This is a genomic window from Candidatus Bathyarchaeota archaeon, from assembly GCA_026014735.1.
Lineage (GTDB): Archaea > Thermoproteota > Bathyarchaeia > Bathyarchaeales > Bathycorpusculaceae > Bathycorpusculum.
In genome coordinates this window covers 389627-407677 of record JAOZHT010000001.1, presented here as the reverse complement: position 1 = coordinate 407677, position 18051 = coordinate 389627, and the positions used below count along the sequence as shown (strand labels likewise).

The window sequence follows — 18051 nt, the reverse complement described above, 5'->3', positions numbered from 1 at the left end:
CACCCGCCGTATACCTTTGTTTTGCCAAGACCATTCCCATGCACTAGAAAAAGCCGCCTAACGCATTTTCACAAAATTATATATCCGCCTCGGCAAAATATCAGTTGATGAAGCCAACAATGGCTAACCTGATAGTGTTTACTTTAATTCTATCAGTTTTAACTTCCGCTATACTTATCACCCAAACCATGCCTGCTCAAGCAGAAGAATCCTCCAACGAGTGGCCTATGTTTCATCAAAATAGCGCCCGAACAGGGCTTGGAAGCGGTGACCCAATCTCGCCAAACCTAATCTGGAATTATACCATGCTTGAGGGAGCATCTTCTGCTGTAGTAGCCGATGGAGTAGTTTATGTAATCTGTGATAATGAGAACTTGACTGCTTTTAACGCCCTTAACGGATCGCTACTTTGGAGTTACTGGACAGACTCATTCTTTCCTGCCTCGCCCGCGGTAGTAAAAGGGGTTGTTTACGTTGGCACCTATATCGGCGACGTTTTGGCTGTAGATGCAACTAATGGAGTTTTGCTTTGGGATTATCAATCATATAAAGATGAAGGGGAAGGCTTTTCTGAAGCAATAGATTCCTCGCCGGCTGTGGTTAACGGCATTGTGTATGTTGGCTCAAAAAACGGGAACGTTTATGCACTTAATGCAACAACGGGCGAAAGAGTTTGGATGTACAGTACAGAGAACACGATTGAGTCGTCGCCAGCGGTAGTGGAAGGAATTCTCTTCATTGGCTCTGACGACGGCAGAGTTTACGCCCTAAACGCGGATACCGGAGCGCTTGTTTGGAGCTACACGGTTAATGAAATGTTTGAGTCCAACATTCTAGTGTTTGCAGGCGACCCGGCGGTAGCTAACGGGGTGGTATATATTGCCTTTGAGAAGGGGTTTTATGCGTTAAATGCGCATAACGGTGCGCCGCTTTGGAGTTTGATCGCGGTTGACTATCGAAGTGAGTATTCGGCAATCATATCACCGACGGTTTCTGGCGGAATAGTCTATATATGCGCAAGAAACGGGACCTTCTATGCCTTAAACGCGGGTAATGGCGAAGTAATTTGGGCTGCTGCCGATGGTTGGTTAACTTCAAGTCCCGCAGCCTTAGGCAACATCATCTATTGCGGGGGGCGAGACGGCAGCATTTATGCTTTGAACGCAGCCAACGGTGCAAAAATCTGGAATTACACCCTGCTAGCTGACACGGAATGGGGCATAACTTCAAACCCTGTGGTGGCTTATGGAGTACTATACATCGGTACTTCGGATGGACTCTATGCAATAGGTAACCCCGAATTTAGCGCGCCTACTCCGCCGCCGCAGAATCCCACTCCGACGCCAGCGCCATCTGACCCCACAGTTATTCTTCTATTTGGTTTAACCAGATTTCAAATCGCGGTAATAGGCATATTTGCTTCTATAGGGGCATTGTTGGTTGTAGTTATTGCGCTTCCAACAAAAACCATAAAGAACAGCAGGTGTTTGGCGTTAAGCACCTCAGTGAAAGCAGCGATTGTTGGGCTGTCACTCTCCTTTATTGCAGGGTTATTCTCTAATACTCTGCTAATTAGTAATGCCCTTTCAGGTAGCTGGATAACGGGGGGATTGGTAATTTTTGCAGTTAACAATTTTGTTGCATTCAGCGTTTTCTATCTTATCGGCTGGAAGTCGAATGCTTTGCCTCAACTCAAGGCGGTAGCGATGGGTTTCTTCTTAGCCACTATAGCAGGTTACTTTATTGGGGAAGCATTATCCGCAGTTTTGTACGAGTACTTCTTTTCTGAACCCCTCAATTCTTTTGCGCTCGGCTTGTTATCATTTACACCCATGCAGGTATTCCCAGATGTGTTTCTTTATCTGCCGTTTCTCTACCTGTTCTTTGCCGGAATGTGCGCCCTAGTATTAGGCGCCCAAAGAAAAAAACGCAAACAAACCTCGCAAACTCACACATTTGCAAACGAGGAAGAAAAAACATGAAGCTGCACCTAAAAATCTTATCAGTTGCTTTTTTGGTTTCGTTTGCCGTTGGGTTTACTGCAAACTGGCAATTTATAATCGATTTATTGGGGCTCAACACGGTCGTTTGGGGTGTTACCTACGGATACTTTTTTTCAGAAATAATAGTTACCATTTTGCTTTCAACGGTAACTCCGCTTGTCTATTTCTACTGGATTGGAAAAAATAAAAAAATAAGCATGGAACATAAGCGATTTATCGCCTTGTGGATAGGTGTAACGTATGTGGGTTACCTTCTGGGAGTTATGGGGTCTGTTCTGCTATATCACAAGTTAATCTACCCTTACGATTTAGGCTGGTATATTTCTAGTCCAGAGGTTTTCGTTTCCCAACTGCTTTTTCCGTGCCTTGCAATGTCGCTTTGGTCGCTGTACATGTTTTTTGTCGGATTCTTCGGGTTAACGATTGGGTCAAACAAGAGACAAGAAAAATAGTAACCCCGCAGTTTCTACTAAGGCTAATCTTTTTCTTCTTGACTGGTTTCAGATTCCTCTTCTTTGGGTTCAATCGCCTCAGCAGCGGCTTCAGCCTTCTGTTTCTCCGCCGACAGCAGCCGATCAATCAGTTTTTTCTCATCCACTTCCACGCGCTGCGCCAATCCCAGCATGCATGCTCATTCGGTCTGAAGTAGTCGCTTCTGATTTTGCTGGTCAAGAAATCTTGACTTGAAGGTTTCGGGGTTAGTCAAGAAAGTTTGACGAAAACGCTTTTATCATAAATTTATGCTCATACAAAATTGGCGAATTAGAGTGAGACGAGCTATTGTATTACTCTTGGCTTTAGTGGCTCTTTGCACCCTAGTGGCCACTTTAATTTTTTCGTTCGAAAGGTCCCCTGTTCAATCAGCCGCTCCGATCGAGCATAGCGAAGCGTTGGCTTTCATAGAAAACGTATTGCCAATCGACAGTTCACAGTATAACATAACGTTTAAGCCTCCGTTCTCCTCAAACAAGAGCTTAGGCGGAGTCATAGGCGCCGATTCCGATCCAGGGATAGAAACATATCTTCTGGAAGCAAAAGACTCCACCTTAACCTGCATTTTAACGCTCGATAACGGAGTAGTTTATCATTGCCAATTAGACATCAAGGGTTCAATCATAACTGACCAAACGTATCCCAACATAACCCAAGCAGCCCAAAGCTTCCTAGAAAAATACCAAGCATACTCTAACTTAGATTCAAAAGAAATGATAGCCATGCTAGCAAACGTGGATCCAACCCAGAATCCAACCATAACCGCAGGGGACCTAAAACTCACCGTTACCCATAAAGACCTCACAGGCACAGCGTTCGGCGACTCCGTAGGCTTCCGTTGGGTCCGCGTCATCAACGGATGCGAATACCTTGTCATAAACGCAGCCTTCACTGACGGCGTATTTTCTGGCTTTATTGACCGCCGAGGCGACAAGATAGGTGACACAACGGTGAACGTTTCGAAAGAGCAAGCCGTAGCAATCGCGATGGAAGCCATAAAAAACTATTCTTATCGTATGTCAGATGATTGGGTGGTATCGGGCTTTAACGTCACAGAAAACAAGATCACCGCAAGTTTGGGGCCCACTGTAAGGGAAGGCAATGTTTTGTGTCCCGCTTGGAGCGTTACACTGCCCCTTAACGGAACATGGCCCGGCAGCGTCACAGAGCTTTTAGTCATAATCTGGGCTGGCAACGGAGACGTATACCGTGTGCATCACCAAGCATACGCGCAGCTAAACCCCAAATGGGCATTAACCTAAGATAACAGTTGGGCAAACAGAAGGGTTATTCTTTATCTTCTTCTGTGCCAGAAGCCTCTTCAGCCTCGCTATCCTGCACAGGCAACTCTGCGAGCGCTTTCTGTTTCTCCGCGCTCAGCAGCATCTCAATCAGCTTCTTCTCATCCACTTCCGCGCGGGTGCGCCAATCCAGAAACAGCATCCCATGCTCATCCTGCGATAAGTAGCCGCTGCGGATGTACCGGTCAAGGTTGAGGCCCACTTTCCAGTTCGGGATCTTCTCGGAGAGCAATGCCTCGACGTCTTTGCGGGGCACCTGCCCTTTTTTGCTGATGATAAAGCTGATTGTCACCGCTAAACCTGCCAAATCGTCGATGCGCCAGCCCATCAGCTTATCCTTGGTAGCTACGTCACGCAGCACCACAAAAAACCGTGCCTTATCCAGCTCCTCAAGGCTGGGCTTATCGGGGGTTTTTTCTTCCTCAAACACGGTTTTAACCTGCAAATCCAGAGGCGCCAAATAATCCTCCAGCACCTCAAGAACCTTAGGGTAATCCGCGCCCACTGCCTTATGTAGCTCCCAGCCTTTTACGCCGGGTTTAGCGTGGCGTTTGTAGAGGAGCAGCTGCGCTGCTTTTTTGATTTTGCCTGCGTATATGCCTTTTTTGCGTTGACTCATGGCTGTTTGCCTTCCTTCCATTTTTGCCAGTCCTCAAATGGCACCGCGATGGGCACCGATGTGGACTGCACTGTTAGCGCGGCTTCATGGGGCTCCTCGTAGGGGATGATGGCTACGGTTTCTTCGAGGCGGTCGATTTCCAAGGTGGCGTAGCCGTAAGTGACTAGAAACGCTGTGAGGAATGCGCGTTGCACGGTTTGCTCGTAGGTGTCGGCGCCGATGAAGTCCCAATACGGTATTTTGCCGTTTGGCGCTGCTTTGGCTTTAAGTTCCTGCCAGTAGCAGGTGAGTTCCTCGCCGAATTCGCGGTCGCCCAAAACGCGGGCTTTCACCATCTCCTCGCGGCTCACAGAGCCCATCTCCACCGCGGAGACATCGATGCTTTTCCAGCGGTCGCCCAGCGGCGGCAGCGCATCCCAGTAGAGCAGTCCCTGCGCGAGGGCGTGGAGGCTAAGCTGCTCGGAATCCACAATCGGCGACCAAGCTGACAGGAAAACATCCACCATTGCCTCGCGGCTGGTTTGGCGGATTTTCTCCTCCATAAGAAAAGGGTCAGTGTATAGGGCGGAGGAGCGCTGTTTGACCCATTCGCTCTGCATTTTGATGACGGTGGCGAGGTGATGGAGGGCTTCGGCGTCGAGACGCAGTTCGTCGGGGTGCTGCCAATGCGGAAAATACGCATGCACCACCTTAACTATCTCATCGACTTCCAGCGTGAAGGGGTCAACTTGGCGGCTCTCGATAGCCAAGCACATTTCGATGATGCGCTGCAGCCGCTCCTTGCCCAGCCGCTTCTCCGCTATTTCCTGCGGCATCAGGCAGCGACCTCACGCACGAGGCTTTTTCCCTCAAGGTTCTGCACGGTGATGACGTTGGCGTCCTTTTGGGCAAAGGTAATTTGGCTGGGCGTAATCACCACGTACTGCGCCGCCGCATCCTTAATTATGGCGACAAGCACTTTGGCGATCATTTCGCGGTTTTTGGGGTCCATGTGGATGTCGTATTCGTCGACGGCGCGGAAGGGGCTGCGGACATGCTGCTGAAGCGCCAGCAGAAAGCCCATGGTTGCGGTGGTGCGTTCGCCGCCGCTCTGCGTGTAAGCATCCAAAGCAACGGGTTTGCTGCCTTTAAAGCCCACATAAATCTCCAGCCCCGCCGTTTCGATTTCCTCTCTGTTGGAAAGCTGCACTTCCCCGGTGGCGAGGGTTTGGCTCATGATACGCTGGTACTCTATGTTAACGCGGTCAAGCAACTCCTCGATGACGCTTCGCCAAGCCTGCAGCCGCGTCTTGACTTCCTGTAGGGTTTTCTCTCTGTTCTCAGCCACCAGCTGCGCCTTCTCTTTTAGTTCAAGGTAAAGTTTTGAGTAGGATTCGTATTGCCGCTCAATCTCCTCCGAAACCGAGGCAAGCGCGGCGAGGTGCCCGTTGGTTTGCCCCATCTCCTCTTGGATTTCGCTGGGGGATTTAAGCACGGCGATGCGTTCACCGCTCAGTTGGGCTTTAGCCACTGCCTCAGCGAGGTTCTCCTGGGCTTCACGCAGCGACTTCTCGACGGCTTTCTGCTCGTTGACGGCGCGGTCACGCTTAAAATCCAAAAGCGCCAAATTAACGCGCCTATCCAGCGCTGCGGTGCCGATTTTGTCAGCGGAATTCTCGAGGCTAAGCTGCTTTTTCTGGTTAACCTCAACTTGCGCGGCGGCTTTCTTTATTTGCTGCTGGGATACATCCAGCATCTCACGCAGGCTCTCGGCGCGCAGCAGCTTAAACTGGCCAGGGTCAGCGAGGGATTCAATGAGCTGCACTTCACTTAGCAGCTGCTCTATGAGGCTGAGGCTGCTTTGGTTCTGGGCGATTTTGCGTTCAAGCTCCAATCGCTCATCAAACACGCCCCTGATTTGGGTTTTCAGCGTCTGCTGCTCCTCGGTTTGCCCGTCGAGTTCGCCGATTATGGCTTGGCGTTGATCCTCGATTTTGCCCAGTGCCTGCTGAGCCTTGTTAAAGCTTGCCTGCAGGCTCTTTGCGATGTCCTCGCGGCGCTCCACCTCCGCCCACAGCAACTCGCGATCCAGAAAGCTCCGTTTGAGCTGCAGCTGCTTTTTCTCCTGGAACCGCTCGTACTGCTCCCGCCAGTAATGAAGGGTTTGCTCGGCTTGCTCAAGCAGTTTGCCCACGGATTCTTCTTGGCTGAGGATGCGGGTGAGTTTGGTTTTGGCTTCCACCACGTTGTTGCGGAAGGGCGCAAGCCCCACGGCGTCCTCGACCATGCGGAGCTTGTCGATGTTGCTTTGTACGCTGAACTGCTCCACCATGTTCTGATGCATGATGATGAGCATGTTGTCGGGGTCCACGCCGAATTTGCCCAGCAGCCGCTCAACGTCCTGTTTTGAGGCGGCGCGGTTTTCGAGTTCAAACCAGTATTTGCCGTCGCGTCGTAGGATGCGGGTGAGGAAAAGCTGGTCTTTTTGGTATTTGGGTTCGGGGCGTCGGCTGCCCTGTTTGCTGTTATCCAGAATCAAGGTTACCCGCGCTTGGTCTTGGCCCCAGCGGATGAGGTCGCTGAGTTTGCGGCTGCGTTCAGTGTAGGTTTGCCCTAGCCCAACAGATATGGCTAGCAGCAGGCTGGATTTGCCTGCGCCGTTGGGTCCCCCGATTACGTTAACGCCCTGTTTGAAGGGGACGCGGGCGTATTCGTAGCTCATGAAGTTTTCAACGATAAGTTCACGAATAAGCATAACTGATACTTTGCCTCTACTGTTGGAAAATAGATAGTGCAAGCCTCTCTTATTTAACTAATTAGGCAAAACCGAAGCGAAATTCAGGCAACAAGAAACCTGAATACTGGAGGGTTTACACATTCCGCAGGCAAAATGCATCGCGATGTAGCCGCCGCGGAGCACCCACAAAGCCTTATCAAAACCCCCATTCTCCCCTATCGTGGTAAAAAAAATGAGTGAACCCGACTATCCCTACCCCAAAAGGCCAATCGAACCCATAGAAAACGTATCGGACAATCTGCCGCCGATGCCTCCTGAGCCGCCGCCAAGCCCGCCGCCACCCGAAACCATCCCCATACCCACAAGGTTTAGCTGCTCACTATGCGGCAAAGCCTTCAACACCCGAGAAGAGTTAACGCTGCATACGCAGACGACGCATCAGAGCCCCAAAAAGCAAGTTTAAATGGAAAAACCTAAAGATGCCTTCTCCCAGAGTGCAGAAAAAAATCTAAAGATGGAGCTAGAGGTTTTTCTGTGCGGCAGAGGGTTTAAAAACGATTAGAAGCGATATCAGCGCTGCCAGGGCTGCAGCGACTATTCCGGCAAGTATGTACCAGTTAATCCAGACAGGGTTTGAGGGGGCAACTGTGGCTTGGGGCTGCAGAGGTTGACTCTGAGAAATTAAGTCCGGTTGGGTCTGCTCAATTGTTTGCGGCTCGTTTTGAGCTGGCTCAGATACAGCAGCAGGGGTGGGGGTAGCTGTTGGCGAATTTGACTGGGAAGCTGTAGAGGAGGGGGCTGGCGTAGCGGAGGAGGAAGGCGTGGATTCGGGGATGATTGTCTGCAGGTGGGCTGCTCCAGTGTAGCCTAATGCATAGATGTATCCGTCGTAGGAGCCAATGTAGACGACGCCGTCCACGATGACTGGCGAAGAAAACAGAAAGCCGCCGGTGAGGTAGCTCCAGACTATGGAGCCGTTGTAGGCGTTTAGGGCGAATAGACGGCTGTCTTCATAGCCGCAGTAGACAACGTCGCCAGCCACGGTTGGGGAAGAATAGAAGTAGCCTGTGTAGTGGCGAGCGGTGTAGGGCGAGTTGAAGAACCAAAGTTGCTGACCAGAAGTGGCGTTGAATGCGTAGAATCCGTTGCGGGCGCCGACGTAGACGATGCCGTGAGCAACTGCAGGTGAGGAATCAGTGTGGTCGTTGCCGCTGCCAACGTAGGCTTGCCAGATCACGCTTCCATCCACCGCGCTTAGCGCATAGACGTTTCCCGTGTCGGTGCAGACGTAGATGACGCCATCAACCACGACGGGGGAAGAGTAAACTTGGCTACCGAAATAAGAAGCCCAGATACAGTCGCCATTTGCCGCGTTTAAAGCGTAGACGCAGCCATCAAGTGACCCCACATAGAGGACGCCGTCAACGAAGTTGGGCGAAGAAAACACTTGGCCGCCTGTTCGGTAAGACCACATTTGAGCGCCGCTGGAAGCGTTAAGCGCATGCACATAACCCGCTACCGTGCCCACATAAACCACGCCATCGACAACCGCCGGGGAAGACTCGACGCCGCCGCTAGTCACATACTGCCAGATAAGCGCGCCATTGGTGGCGTTAAAGGCATCAACGTAGCCATGGTGTCCATCCCAGAGTAGCCCAACATAAACCACGCCGTTAGCAACCGCAGCGGAGGAATCTATGTTTACGCCGACGTTAACAGCCCAGATTTGACTGCCAGACGACGCGTTTAGGGCATAGAAGCGGCTGCTGTTTGAACCCATATAGAGGACTCCATCAGCCACTGTGGGGGAAGCTCGGAGCCGATCAGCAAGCGATGGCGAAGCCGGAGAGTTACCTGTGAAGAATCTCCAGGCAAGCTGCCCAGTGGAAACAGCTGAACTTGAAGCCCCCGTGCGCTGGAGGTCATGGCGATACATAGCCCAATCATCTGGCTGGGCAGAGGCGCCGTTTGCGATGCGGTAGGTCACGCCGTTTAGGGTAAGCTCGTCGGCATAGAGAGGTTGACCTAAACCGTTTGCGTCTGCAACCGCCCAGTACTCCAAAGCAACCCCGACATAGACCACGGTGGCGTTCCCATAACGCAGTTTCCAGTAGCCCAGTTCACTCCACGTTGAGCCATAAGCTGTTAAGTTTTGGTTTGCTTCTGTCCAGCCCCATCGCTCGCCTCCCTGAGAGGACACCCATGCTCCGTTGCTGGCGGATTGATAATCGCTAAGTAAAAGGATGTCTGCGCTGGCGTCGCTGTTGTTGTCGAGGAGGATTACGAATCGGGGTAGGGCACTGCTATAGGAGGTCATAACTTGGAAGGACAGCAGAGAATACAGCGTGAGGTTACAGGGGTAAAGTGCCATGCAGCCTGAACCCTGAGGGGCACCTTGAGGAATCAATAGCTTAGCAGCGCAGCCGCTGGCGTGGCTGGGACTGGTGACCAGCGAAGCCGTGGCAGCACTGAAAGAGCAGAGCTCCAGGGTTTTTGTGTTTGAGGAGTCTGCTTTTGCGGTTGGCAGAGAAAAGGTTGAGGCTGAAAAACTAATCAGCATTAAACAGGAAAGAATTAAAACTGAAGCTGATAGGGCACATTTCATGGGTTATCACCACTAGCCGCTGAATCAGCGTTTTAGATAAAAGGTTTCTTGTCAAGATTTATAGACAAAACTTAGTCAACATTTCTGGACTAAACAGAACCCACCCTATAGACTAAGCGAAAGAAGTGCACCAGCCATGCCATTTAGGTTTAACAATACCCAAGGTAGCCAGCAGCGTTTCATCGCCTAGCCAGCCGATTTTGCGGTCTGAGCTTAGGTGATGCTTACGTTCTGGATGTCAAAGTACCGTTTTGCCAAAAAGCGCAAACGTTCAGCGTTCTTGCCGTTTTTACCTATCGCGACGCCCTTATCTTTAGGGTTAACTGTGATGACTGCCATCTTTTTGCCGTCGGTGCGTTCGGTTACGCGGATTTCGCGGACTGCTGCGGGTTTAAGGGCATTCTTCATGAATGTAACGGGGTCTTCGCTGTACTCGATGATTTCGTGTTTTTTGCCGGTCATGCGTTCCAGGGTGTGGATGTTGCGTCCGCCTTTGCCGATGGCGACGCCCACTTGGCCTTGGTTAACGATGAAGATGGCGCGTTCCTGTTCTTCGTCGATGATGCAGTCTTTCACGCTGGCGCCGCTGATGCTTTCAAAGAGAGCTATGTAGCGCATTTCGTCGCAGGTGATCTTTATGCCAGTTGTCAGTTTTTTTCCTCCATTATTTATATTACTGTTCGATTACTTTGAGAATATCTGAGTCCCCGGTTTCGCGTATGCTCATCGCAGAGATTATGAATAGCTTCTTGCAGACTTCAGCCAAATCCATCGAACTGCCCTTGTAGGTTACAACGGGAACCTTCGAGATTTCTCCATAGTATTCTATCTGTTCTTTTATGTCTTTTGGGCAGTTTGCGGCTAAAACAATCATCTTAGCTTTGCCGGTTTTGGCGTTTTGCAGGGCGGTGTTGGCTCCGAAGGATACCTTACCTGTTTTAACTGCGGACGCTAACGCTTTATCTATGTCTATCATGCTTCTGTTTTTCCTCCATCTTTACTTTGACGCTCAAACGTTGACATGTACAGTTCAACTAAGCCCGTCCCGATTGGTATGGATTGCCCAACTATAACGTTTTCTGTCACGCCAGCCAAAGGATCACTTTCACCTTTCACGGCGGCTTCAACGATGTTAGGAACGGTAATTTCGAATGCGGCGCGCGCGAGCACACTGGCTTTTTTGCCGCTGATGCCATGGCGACCGATCTGCTGCACATCTCCAGTGGTAGTCATCATGTCTGCAACGAGCATAACGTGGCGGACGTCAACGTCAAGGCCCTGGTCTTCCAGGACACCCTTGGCTTCGTGGACTAATGCGTTACGTGAGGCTTCAACGCCCAATGTCTTGGCGATTTCGTGGATGTTGTTGGTGGTTGTGCGTGAGGTGTCGACTCCTTCGACCTCCAGCACCTTTGCAAGGTTGGAGCCGTCGGTTCGGATGACCCATTCGCCGCTTTCCTCAGTGACTAGGACACGTTTAATGTCTGGCACACCTTTAACTTGGAATCCGGGGATCTTTGTCAGCATACGTTTTATCTGCTCAGCCTTCTTGGGCTTGATTTCCACGGTGGTGTCGGTGACTGTGACGGTGGCGTTCTGCAGCTCAAGCCGATTCTGGAGTTCTTCCATGGTGATGTTGCGGTCAGCCATCATCTGCTTGTTAAGTTCAATGATGATTTCCTCGCGTACAGGGTCCTCATAGATAGCTGAAGCCAGGTTCTCGACGGATGTGTAGATGATGTGGCGTGCAACTTCAACTGCGGCTTCTTTGCTCTTGCCGTGTTCACCCATCAGATAGATGGTCTGAATGGGGGTAGATGGGATTCTGCGTGCATCCACGATTTCGATGAGCCGCGGCAAGCCTAAGGTGACGTTTTGTTCTTTGACACCTGCATAGTGGAAGGTTCTAAGAGTCATCTGTGTACCGGGTTCCCCGATTGACTGCGCTGCGACTATGCCGACTGCTTCGCCTGGCTCCATCAAGGCACGTTTGTACTGCTGGGCGGTTATGGTGACGGCTTTCTCCACTGCTTTCTCGCTGAGTTTGGTTTTGTTGAAGTTCTGTTTAAGCTGTGCTAGAAGAATCGGGGTGATCTGTTCCTCGACGCTTTTAAGCTGCTTCTTGATGAAGTCTGTGGAGGCTGGTTCAGCGCCTTTCTCTTCGCCAAGACGGACCTGGTCGATGAGTCGGCTGACGTTGACTGCTTTGCCGTGGTCGCTTTTTGCTGGGTCCACGCCGTCTTCGCCGTAGCGGAACTGGATGATGTCGCCGGCGCTGTCGCGGACTGTTGAGTCGTATTCTAATCTGATGTGCTCGAGTGCGTTGATGAGGCGGCGCTGCATGTAACCGCTCTGCTGGGTGCGGACGGCTGTGTCGACGAGACCTTCTCTGCCACCCATAGCGTGGAAGAAGAACTCGATTGCATCCAGACCCGTCTGGTAACTGTTGTAGACAAAGCCTCTGGCCCGTGGCAGGGGATCGTTGGGTTTAAAGTGGGGCAACGCACGGTTCGCGTAGCCTCTCAGGATACGTTTGCCTCGGACTGACTGTTGACCGACACAAGCCGCCATCTGGCCGATGTTGAGGCTGCTGCCTCTCGCGCCGGTTCGGGTCATAACGATGCCCGCGTTCTCCAGCGTGAAGTCGTCGTCTGCAATCTTGCCTGATTCGTCTCGGGCAATCGATAACTCATGCATGACATAGATTTCGAAAGATTCCTCCATGGTTTGGCCAGGAAGACGCGGAAGAGTGCCGTTTTGGAAGTTAACGATGTGTTCGTCGATTTTCTTTTGGGTGCGCTCCATAGTTTTTGCCATTCGGCTGCGGGCGCGGGGCGAAAGTACCAGTTGCTCGTAGGTGTAGCTGAAGCCGCGTAGCGAAATGAAGGTTTTAAGCATGTGGGTGATGTTGTTGAGGAATTCTCGGCCTGCCTGTGTGCCGTAGTCTTTGATGATTCTGTGAAGCAAACTTTCAGATTGTTCAGAGCCGATGCTTCGGCGGTCGATGATGCCGCTGACGAGTTGCCCGTTTCTGACGACCACGTAGGCATCGAATTTGCAGAGTTCTTCTTCGCATTTAGTGCAGCCTTGACAGATGTTGGCTTTCAGGATGTAGTTTAGTGTTTTGGGTAGGAAGAGGCTGAAGATTTGTTTGCCTGACCAGAGGGGAACTGGCTCTTTGATTTCAGGCTCAGGTAAATCGCCGGTGAAGTTAGTGGTGGTTAAGATACGGTCAACTTGGCCGCGGGTCAGGTAGTTGCCTCGTTTGGTGAAGTAATAGGCGCTTGTGATGAAGTCTCTGATGGCGCCGATGATGGGTCCGCCGAATCTGGGCGAGAGAATTTGGTCCTGCACCTGCATAAGCAGAAGCGATTCTGTTCGGGCTTCTTCACTTTGGGGCACGTGGAGGTTCATTTCGTCGCCGTCGAAGTCTGCGTTGTAGGGTGGGCAGACACAGAGGTGCATACGGAAAGTCTTGTAGGGCAAAACTCTGACGTAGTGAGCCATGATGGACATGCGGTGAAGCGAGGGCTGCCGGTTAAAGATTGCTATGTCGCCGTTTTTGAGGTGGCGTTCAACCACAAAGCCCAATTCTACTGCTTCCGCGATTTTTGTGCGGTCCACGACGAATTCGAGGCGGATGCGTTTGCCGTCTGGGCGGATGATGTAGAGTGCGCCAGGGTACTGTTCGGGCCCGTTTACCACAAGCCGCTTCATCTCCTCGATGTTCCAGGCAGTAACTTTCTCTGGAACGCTGAGGCGCATGGCGACGTCGCGGGGGACACCGACTTCGTTAATGTCAAGGTTAGGGTCGGGCGAGATGACGGTGCGTGCGGAGAAGTCAACGCGTTTGCCGCTGAGGTTGCTTCGGAACCTGCCCTCTTTGCCCTTCAGACGCTGGCTGAGGGTTTTGAGTGCGCGCCCGCTGCGGTGGCGTGCCGGCGGAATACCGGAGGCTTCGTTGTTAAAGTAGGTGGTAACGTGGTACTGCAGCAGTTCGCTGAGGTCTTGGATGATGAGTGTGGGGGCGCCTGCCTCCATGTTTTCTTTGAGGCGCTGGTTAATGCGGATGATGTCCACGAGTTTGTGGGTTAAGTCGTCTTCGCTGCGGATGCCGGATTCCAATGTGATGGATGGACGCACATAAACTGGCGGCACAGGCAGCACCTGAAGAACCATCCATTCGGGGCGGGCGACTTTGGGGTTGAAACCTAAAACTTCAAGGTCCTCATCTGAGATACGCTCGAGCCTTTCACGGATCATGCTGGGGGTAAGCGGCTCAGAGCCTGCTTCGGTTTGCTCGATGAATTTAGTTGGCTTCTCGAAGGTGATTTTGAATTGGGGCGCAGCGCAGTAGGGGCACTGTTTAGCTTTGATGTCAGTCATAATTTCCTTGTAGACTTCGTCAGGTATGTTGCCCAAAAGTTCATTGAAGCGTTCAATGCGCTGGCGAGCCTTTTTAGCTGCGTCTTCGCTGAGCAGGATTCGTCCGCAGGTGCGGCAGGTGGATTTAAGCATGTCAAAGATGATTTTGGTGAATTCAATGTGTACGATGGGAACGGCGAGTTCGATGTGTCCGAAGTGTCCGGGGCATCTGATGGCGGTGTTGCCGCAGGTTTTGCAGCGTTGACGCGGCTCAAGAGTGCCTAATCGTCCATCCATGAGGCCAGCGGTGATGGGGGCGCCGTCTTCGTCGTATGTATCGGGGGTTTGCACTTCCACGACGGATTGTTTACGCAGATCTTTTGGTGAGATGAGTCCGAATGAGATTTCATCTACTACTTTATGGATTAATTCTTCCGATGCCATCTTATGCCTTCTCCTTAAGTCTTAGTTTAGGTGTGATACATAGGCTCTGAAGCTCCTGCAGAAGAAGCTTGAAAGCGTATGACACGATAACTGGGGCGATTTTTGCTTTCTCATCGCAGATCTTGCAGACATAACGCCTCTGCTTCATGTCAAAGTAGGCGATTTGTCCGCAGTTCTCGCAGATGTAGAGCGTGTACTTGTCGGATTCCTCCAGCAGCCTGTCACGCAGCAGCATAGCGGCGCCGTGGCCGATGAGGCAGTCTCGCTCCATTTCTCCGAATCTCAGACCGCCACCGCGAGCGCGACCTTCAGTTGGCTGCCGTGTAAGCATCTGCACTTGACCTCGGGCGCGAGCGTGGATTTTGTCAGCGACCATATGGTGGAGTTTCTGGTAGTAAACTATGCCCACGAAGACGTCGGCGACGAATTTTTCGCCGCTGGTGCCGTTGTAGAAGACTTCGCTGCCTGTGTGGCTGAAGCCGAGTTTGGTGAGGTTTTTGCGTACTTCGTCGGGGCCTTCGTTAGCGAAGGGTGTGCCGTCGCCTGGTTTGCCTCGGGCTGCGGCTGCTTTTCCGGCTAAGGATTCGATGAATTGTCCGATGGTCATACGGCTGGGGATAGCGTGCGGGTTAATGATGAGGTCGGGGACCATGCCGTCTTCGGTGAAGGGTAAATCTTCCTGTGGCACGATGAGTCCGATGACGCCTTTCTGGCCGTGGCGGCTGGCGAATTTGTCGCCGAGTTCAGGGATGCGTTGGTCGCGTACGCGGACTTTGACGAGTTGGCTGCCTTCGCCGCTTTCGGTGATGAAGATGCCGTCGACGATGCCTGTTTCGCTGGGACGCATGTCCACGGAGGTGTCGCGCATGCTGGGGCCTTTAACTTCGAATTCCTTGTATTCCTCAAGGAACCTTGGCGGGCTGATTCTTCCGATAAGCACGTCTCCGCCGACAACTTGTGATTCGAGTCCGATGATTCCGTCGGGTTCCAGCAGGCGGTAGTATTGTTCGCCTCTGTAGCCGCGGGTTCCCGGCTCGGGAATTCTGAACTGGTCCTTTAAGCCACCCAGGTACTGGCGGCATTCGGCTTCGTAGATGCGGTAGAAGGTGCTGCGTGCCAATCCGCGTTCTATTGATGCTTTGTTGAATATGATGGCGTCTTCCATGTTGTAGCCCTCGAAGCTGAGCACTGCAACAACGCAGTTCTGGCCTGTGGGGCGCTGCTTGTAGCCCATCACATCCATGTTTTCGGTTTGCACCAGCGGCACCTGGGGGTAGTGGAGGATGTGGCTGCGGCTGTCGACGCGGTGATGGAAGTTTGTGCCGTAGACGCCCAGCGCCTGCTTTGCCATGGCGGCTTGGTATGAGTTGCGGGGCGACTGGTTATGTTCAGGGTAGGGGATGGTGGAGGCGCAGATGCCAAGGATGGTGAAGGTGGCGATTTCTGAGTGGGTGGTTTCGGGTGTGACGGCTTCGTAGTCGAGGGCTATGTAGGCATTTTCTTCTTCCTCAGCGTCGAGGTATTCGACTAAGCCGTTTTTGACGACGTCGTCCCATGTCCATTCGCCCAAACCGATTTTTTCGAAGTGTTTGCTCTGCAGCTTAGGCATCCCGTTTTCCACGATGATGAGTGGGCGGCGGACTCTGCCTTCGTCGCAGTTAGCATGGACTTCCTCGGTTTCGGTTTGCTGCTTCGAGAAGTAGGTGACGTTGACTTCCGTTGAGACTTCGCCTAAGCGGCGTTTCTGGCGGAAAGAAGCCACCATCGCCGCTGCATTGTTGCAGTAGCCGATGATGTTGCCATCAACGAAGACTTTGGCGCCGTTTATGCGCAGCTCGTTTGAGGCTTCGTATGCTGGGACAGTGCCCATTTCGAAGAGTAGCTGGCGGATGCGGTCGGGGTTAACGCCGACGGCGATGGATGCGGATAAGGCGAGGTTCTTTACGAGGCCACAGTTTGAGCCTTCAGGGGTCTCGTTGGGGCATAAGCGTCCCCAGTGGGTGGGGTGTAAGTCTCTGGCTTCGAAGTTAGGTTGGCTTCTGCTCAGCGGCGACTGAAGACGCCTAAGGTGGCTTAAGGTGGAGATGTAGTTGGTTCGGTCCAGAAGCTGGGTGATGCCGACTCTGCCTCTGCCCCAGTTGCCCGTTGCCAGCGCATGCTGGAAACGTTCTGTGATGATGCCGGGGCGCACTGCGGCGGAGACAGTGATGATGGGGCCTTTAACGCCGATGCGTTCAAGCTGGTATTTGATGTCGCGTGTGAGGTTGCGGAAGGATACGCGGAACAAGTCAGCTAGGAGTGGGCCGCCGAGTCGGAGACGTTTGTTTTTGAAGTGGTCTTTGTCGTCTGGTTGGCGTCTGCCCGTTTTAAGTTGGATGACGCGGTATGCCATTTCGCCTAGGAAGATGGCTTTTTCTTTGCGGTTCTTGTCGCTTCTGCCCAGGTGAGGCAAGAAGTTCTTATCCAAGGCGGTTTCGGCTTTCTGGAGGCGGTATTCTTCAACTTGGCCGTGGGCAACGCGGTTGCCGATGAATAAGATGGCGTCTTGGGGTGTGTCTACGCCGATGGCTTTTTCGAATGATGCGCCCAGTTGGGTTTGGAGCTCGTTGTCCAGCGAGACGGCTTCGGCGATGTCTTTGTCTTTCTCCATGGAGAGTGCGCGCATGATGACGACGAAGGGGATTTCGGTGGGGACACCGGGCATGGTGACGTAGATTGCGTCGTCTGATTTGAGTTTAAGTTCGATGCGTGCGCGGAAGCCCACGGTGGTGGAGAAGATTTTGGCTTGGAAAACGGGGCTGGTGCCTTTGTCGTCTATGTCGACGATGACGCGGTTAGGTGCAAGGTCTTCCATGGCGACGATGACGCGTTCTGAGCCGTTTACCACGAAGTATCCTCCGGGGTCATCGGGGTCTTCGCCTGCAGCGATAAGTTCCTCGCGGCTAAGCTGACTGAGGAAGCAAAGTTTGCTCTTCAGCATAACGGGGATGTTGCCGATGAAGACTAACTCTGTGTCCTGTTCGCGGCCATCGATGACGGGGGTCATCTCCAGCGCGATGGGGGCGGAGTACGCCAAGTTTCTGAGGCGTGCTTCCATAGGGTAAATTTCATGTTTTGTGCCATCTACTTCGGTGGCGTAGGGACCGGTGATGCGGCTCTGGGGGTCGATGACCCAGATTTGGCCGAGTTTAACCTTGTAGGGGTTCTCGGGCACTTCAATGGGGATTTCAGCTACTTCGTCAACGACTTCTTGGAGTCCATGGTCGATGAATTCGTTGTAGCTGTCGAGGTGCTGGCGGACGAGCCCTTTTTCGTTAAAGAACGTTTTGAGGAGGTATTGAAGGTCTTCTTTTTGGATTTTCTGAAGAGTTGTCAATTTCTTTTTTCTCCCATGCAGTTAAAATAAGTTGATAATTGTGATTGAGATTTGTAACTTGGCATATTTTTCAACCTTGCAGTTCCCCCGATGCTGGAATCATCCAACGGACAAAAGGGTTCACTAAAGT

General features: G+C 52.1%; 14 protein-coding genes. 5 read left to right on the top strand and 9 right to left on the bottom strand.

The window, feature by feature from the left end:
- Positions 1–119 precede the first annotated feature (119 nt).
- Entirely contained in the window at positions 120–1982 is a 1863-nt protein-coding gene (locus tag NWE93_02055) for a PQQ-binding-like beta-propeller repeat protein (protein ID MCW3999006.1), read from the top strand.
- The gene (locus NWE93_02050) at positions 1979–2455 is read left to right on the top strand and encodes a hypothetical protein (protein MCW3999005.1); all 477 of its coding nucleotides are present in this window, start codon (positions 1979–1981) and stop codon (positions 2453–2455) included. Before NWE93_02055 ends, NWE93_02050 begins: the two co-directional genes overlap by 4 nt.
- A 23-nt stretch (positions 2456–2478) precedes the next feature.
- On the opposite strand, the gene NWE93_02045 is transcribed toward NWE93_02050, so the two are convergent.
- Positions 2479–2601 carry a hypothetical protein gene (locus NWE93_02045; protein ID MCW3999004.1) on the bottom strand — a complete coding sequence of 41 codons (123 nt, stop codon included), beginning with the start codon at positions 2599–2601 and terminating at the stop codon, positions 2479–2481.
- A 292-nt stretch (positions 2602–2893) separates the two neighbouring features.
- Here NWE93_02045 and NWE93_02040 point away from each other — a divergent pair, with 292 nt between their 5' ends.
- A complete protein-coding gene (locus tag NWE93_02040; protein ID MCW3999003.1) occupies positions 2894–3757 on the top strand; it encodes a hypothetical protein in 864 nt (287 codons plus the stop codon).
- Between the two features lie 25 nt (positions 3758–3782).
- Here NWE93_02040 and NWE93_02035 read toward each other — a convergent pair whose 3' ends face one another.
- Genes NWE93_02035 through NWE93_02025 form a run of 3 tightly spaced genes read right to left on the bottom strand, consistent with a single transcriptional unit; the run spans position 3783 to position 7149 of the window.
- A complete protein-coding gene (locus NWE93_02035; GenBank protein ID MCW3999002.1) occupies positions 3783–4415 on the bottom strand; it encodes a hypothetical protein in 633 nt (210 codons plus the stop codon).
- Positions 4412–5230 (bottom strand): hypothetical protein, encoded by an 819-nt coding sequence (locus NWE93_02030; protein ID MCW3999001.1) that lies wholly within the window; start codon positions 5228–5230, stop codon positions 4412–4414. The genes NWE93_02035 and NWE93_02030 overlap by 4 nt, the downstream gene beginning before the upstream one ends.
- Positions 5230–7149 carry a hypothetical protein gene (locus NWE93_02025; protein ID MCW3999000.1) on the bottom strand — a complete coding sequence of 640 codons (1920 nt, stop codon included), beginning with the start codon at positions 7147–7149 and terminating at the stop codon, positions 5230–5232. Before NWE93_02025 ends, NWE93_02030 begins: the two co-directional genes overlap by 1 nt.
- Before the next feature lie 214 nt (positions 7150–7363).
- Here NWE93_02025 and NWE93_02020 point away from each other — a divergent pair, with 214 nt between their 5' ends.
- Positions 7364–7594 (top strand): C2H2-type zinc finger protein, encoded by a 231-nt coding sequence (locus NWE93_02020; GenBank protein ID MCW3998999.1) that lies wholly within the window; start codon positions 7364–7366, stop codon positions 7592–7594.
- 57 nt (positions 7595–7651) lie between these two features.
- Here the strand turns inward: NWE93_02020 and NWE93_02015 are convergent, their stop codons facing one another.
- The gene (locus NWE93_02015; GenBank protein MCW3998998.1) at positions 7652–9538 is read right to left on the bottom strand and encodes a PQQ-binding-like beta-propeller repeat protein; all 1887 of its coding nucleotides are present in this window, start codon (positions 9536–9538) and stop codon (positions 7652–7654) included.
- 37 nt (positions 9539–9575) lie between these two features.
- On the opposite strand from NWE93_02015, the gene NWE93_02010 reads away from it, so the two are divergent.
- Positions 9576–9752 carry a hypothetical protein gene (locus NWE93_02010; GenBank protein ID MCW3998997.1) on the top strand — a complete coding sequence of 59 codons (177 nt, stop codon included), beginning with the start codon at positions 9576–9578 and terminating at the stop codon, positions 9750–9752.
- A 197-nt stretch (positions 9753–9949) separates the two neighbouring features.
- Here NWE93_02010 and NWE93_02005 read toward each other — a convergent pair whose 3' ends face one another.
- Genes NWE93_02005 through NWE93_01990 form a run of 4 tightly spaced genes read right to left on the bottom strand, consistent with a single transcriptional unit; the run spans position 9950 to position 17903 of the window.
- Positions 9950–10369, bottom strand: coding sequence for a NusA-like transcription termination signal-binding factor (locus tag NWE93_02005; protein ID MCW3998996.1), 420 nt, complete (start codon positions 10367–10369; stop codon positions 9950–9952).
- A gap of 40 nt (positions 10370–10409) precedes the next feature.
- Positions 10410–10712, bottom strand: coding sequence for a 50S ribosomal protein L30e (locus NWE93_02000; protein ID MCW3998995.1), 303 nt, complete (start codon positions 10710–10712; stop codon positions 10410–10412).
- On the bottom strand, positions 10709–14545 hold the full coding sequence (locus NWE93_01995; protein MCW3998994.1) for a DNA-directed RNA polymerase subunit A': 3837 nt from the start codon (positions 14543–14545) through the stop codon (positions 10709–10711). Before NWE93_01995 ends, NWE93_02000 begins: the two co-directional genes overlap by 4 nt.
- A 1-nt stretch (position 14546) precedes the next feature.
- Complete coding sequence (locus tag NWE93_01990) at positions 14547–17903, bottom strand: DNA-directed RNA polymerase subunit B (GenBank protein MCW3998993.1); 3357 nt, start codon at positions 17901–17903, stop codon at positions 14547–14549.
- Positions 17904–18051: the final 148 nt, after the last annotated feature.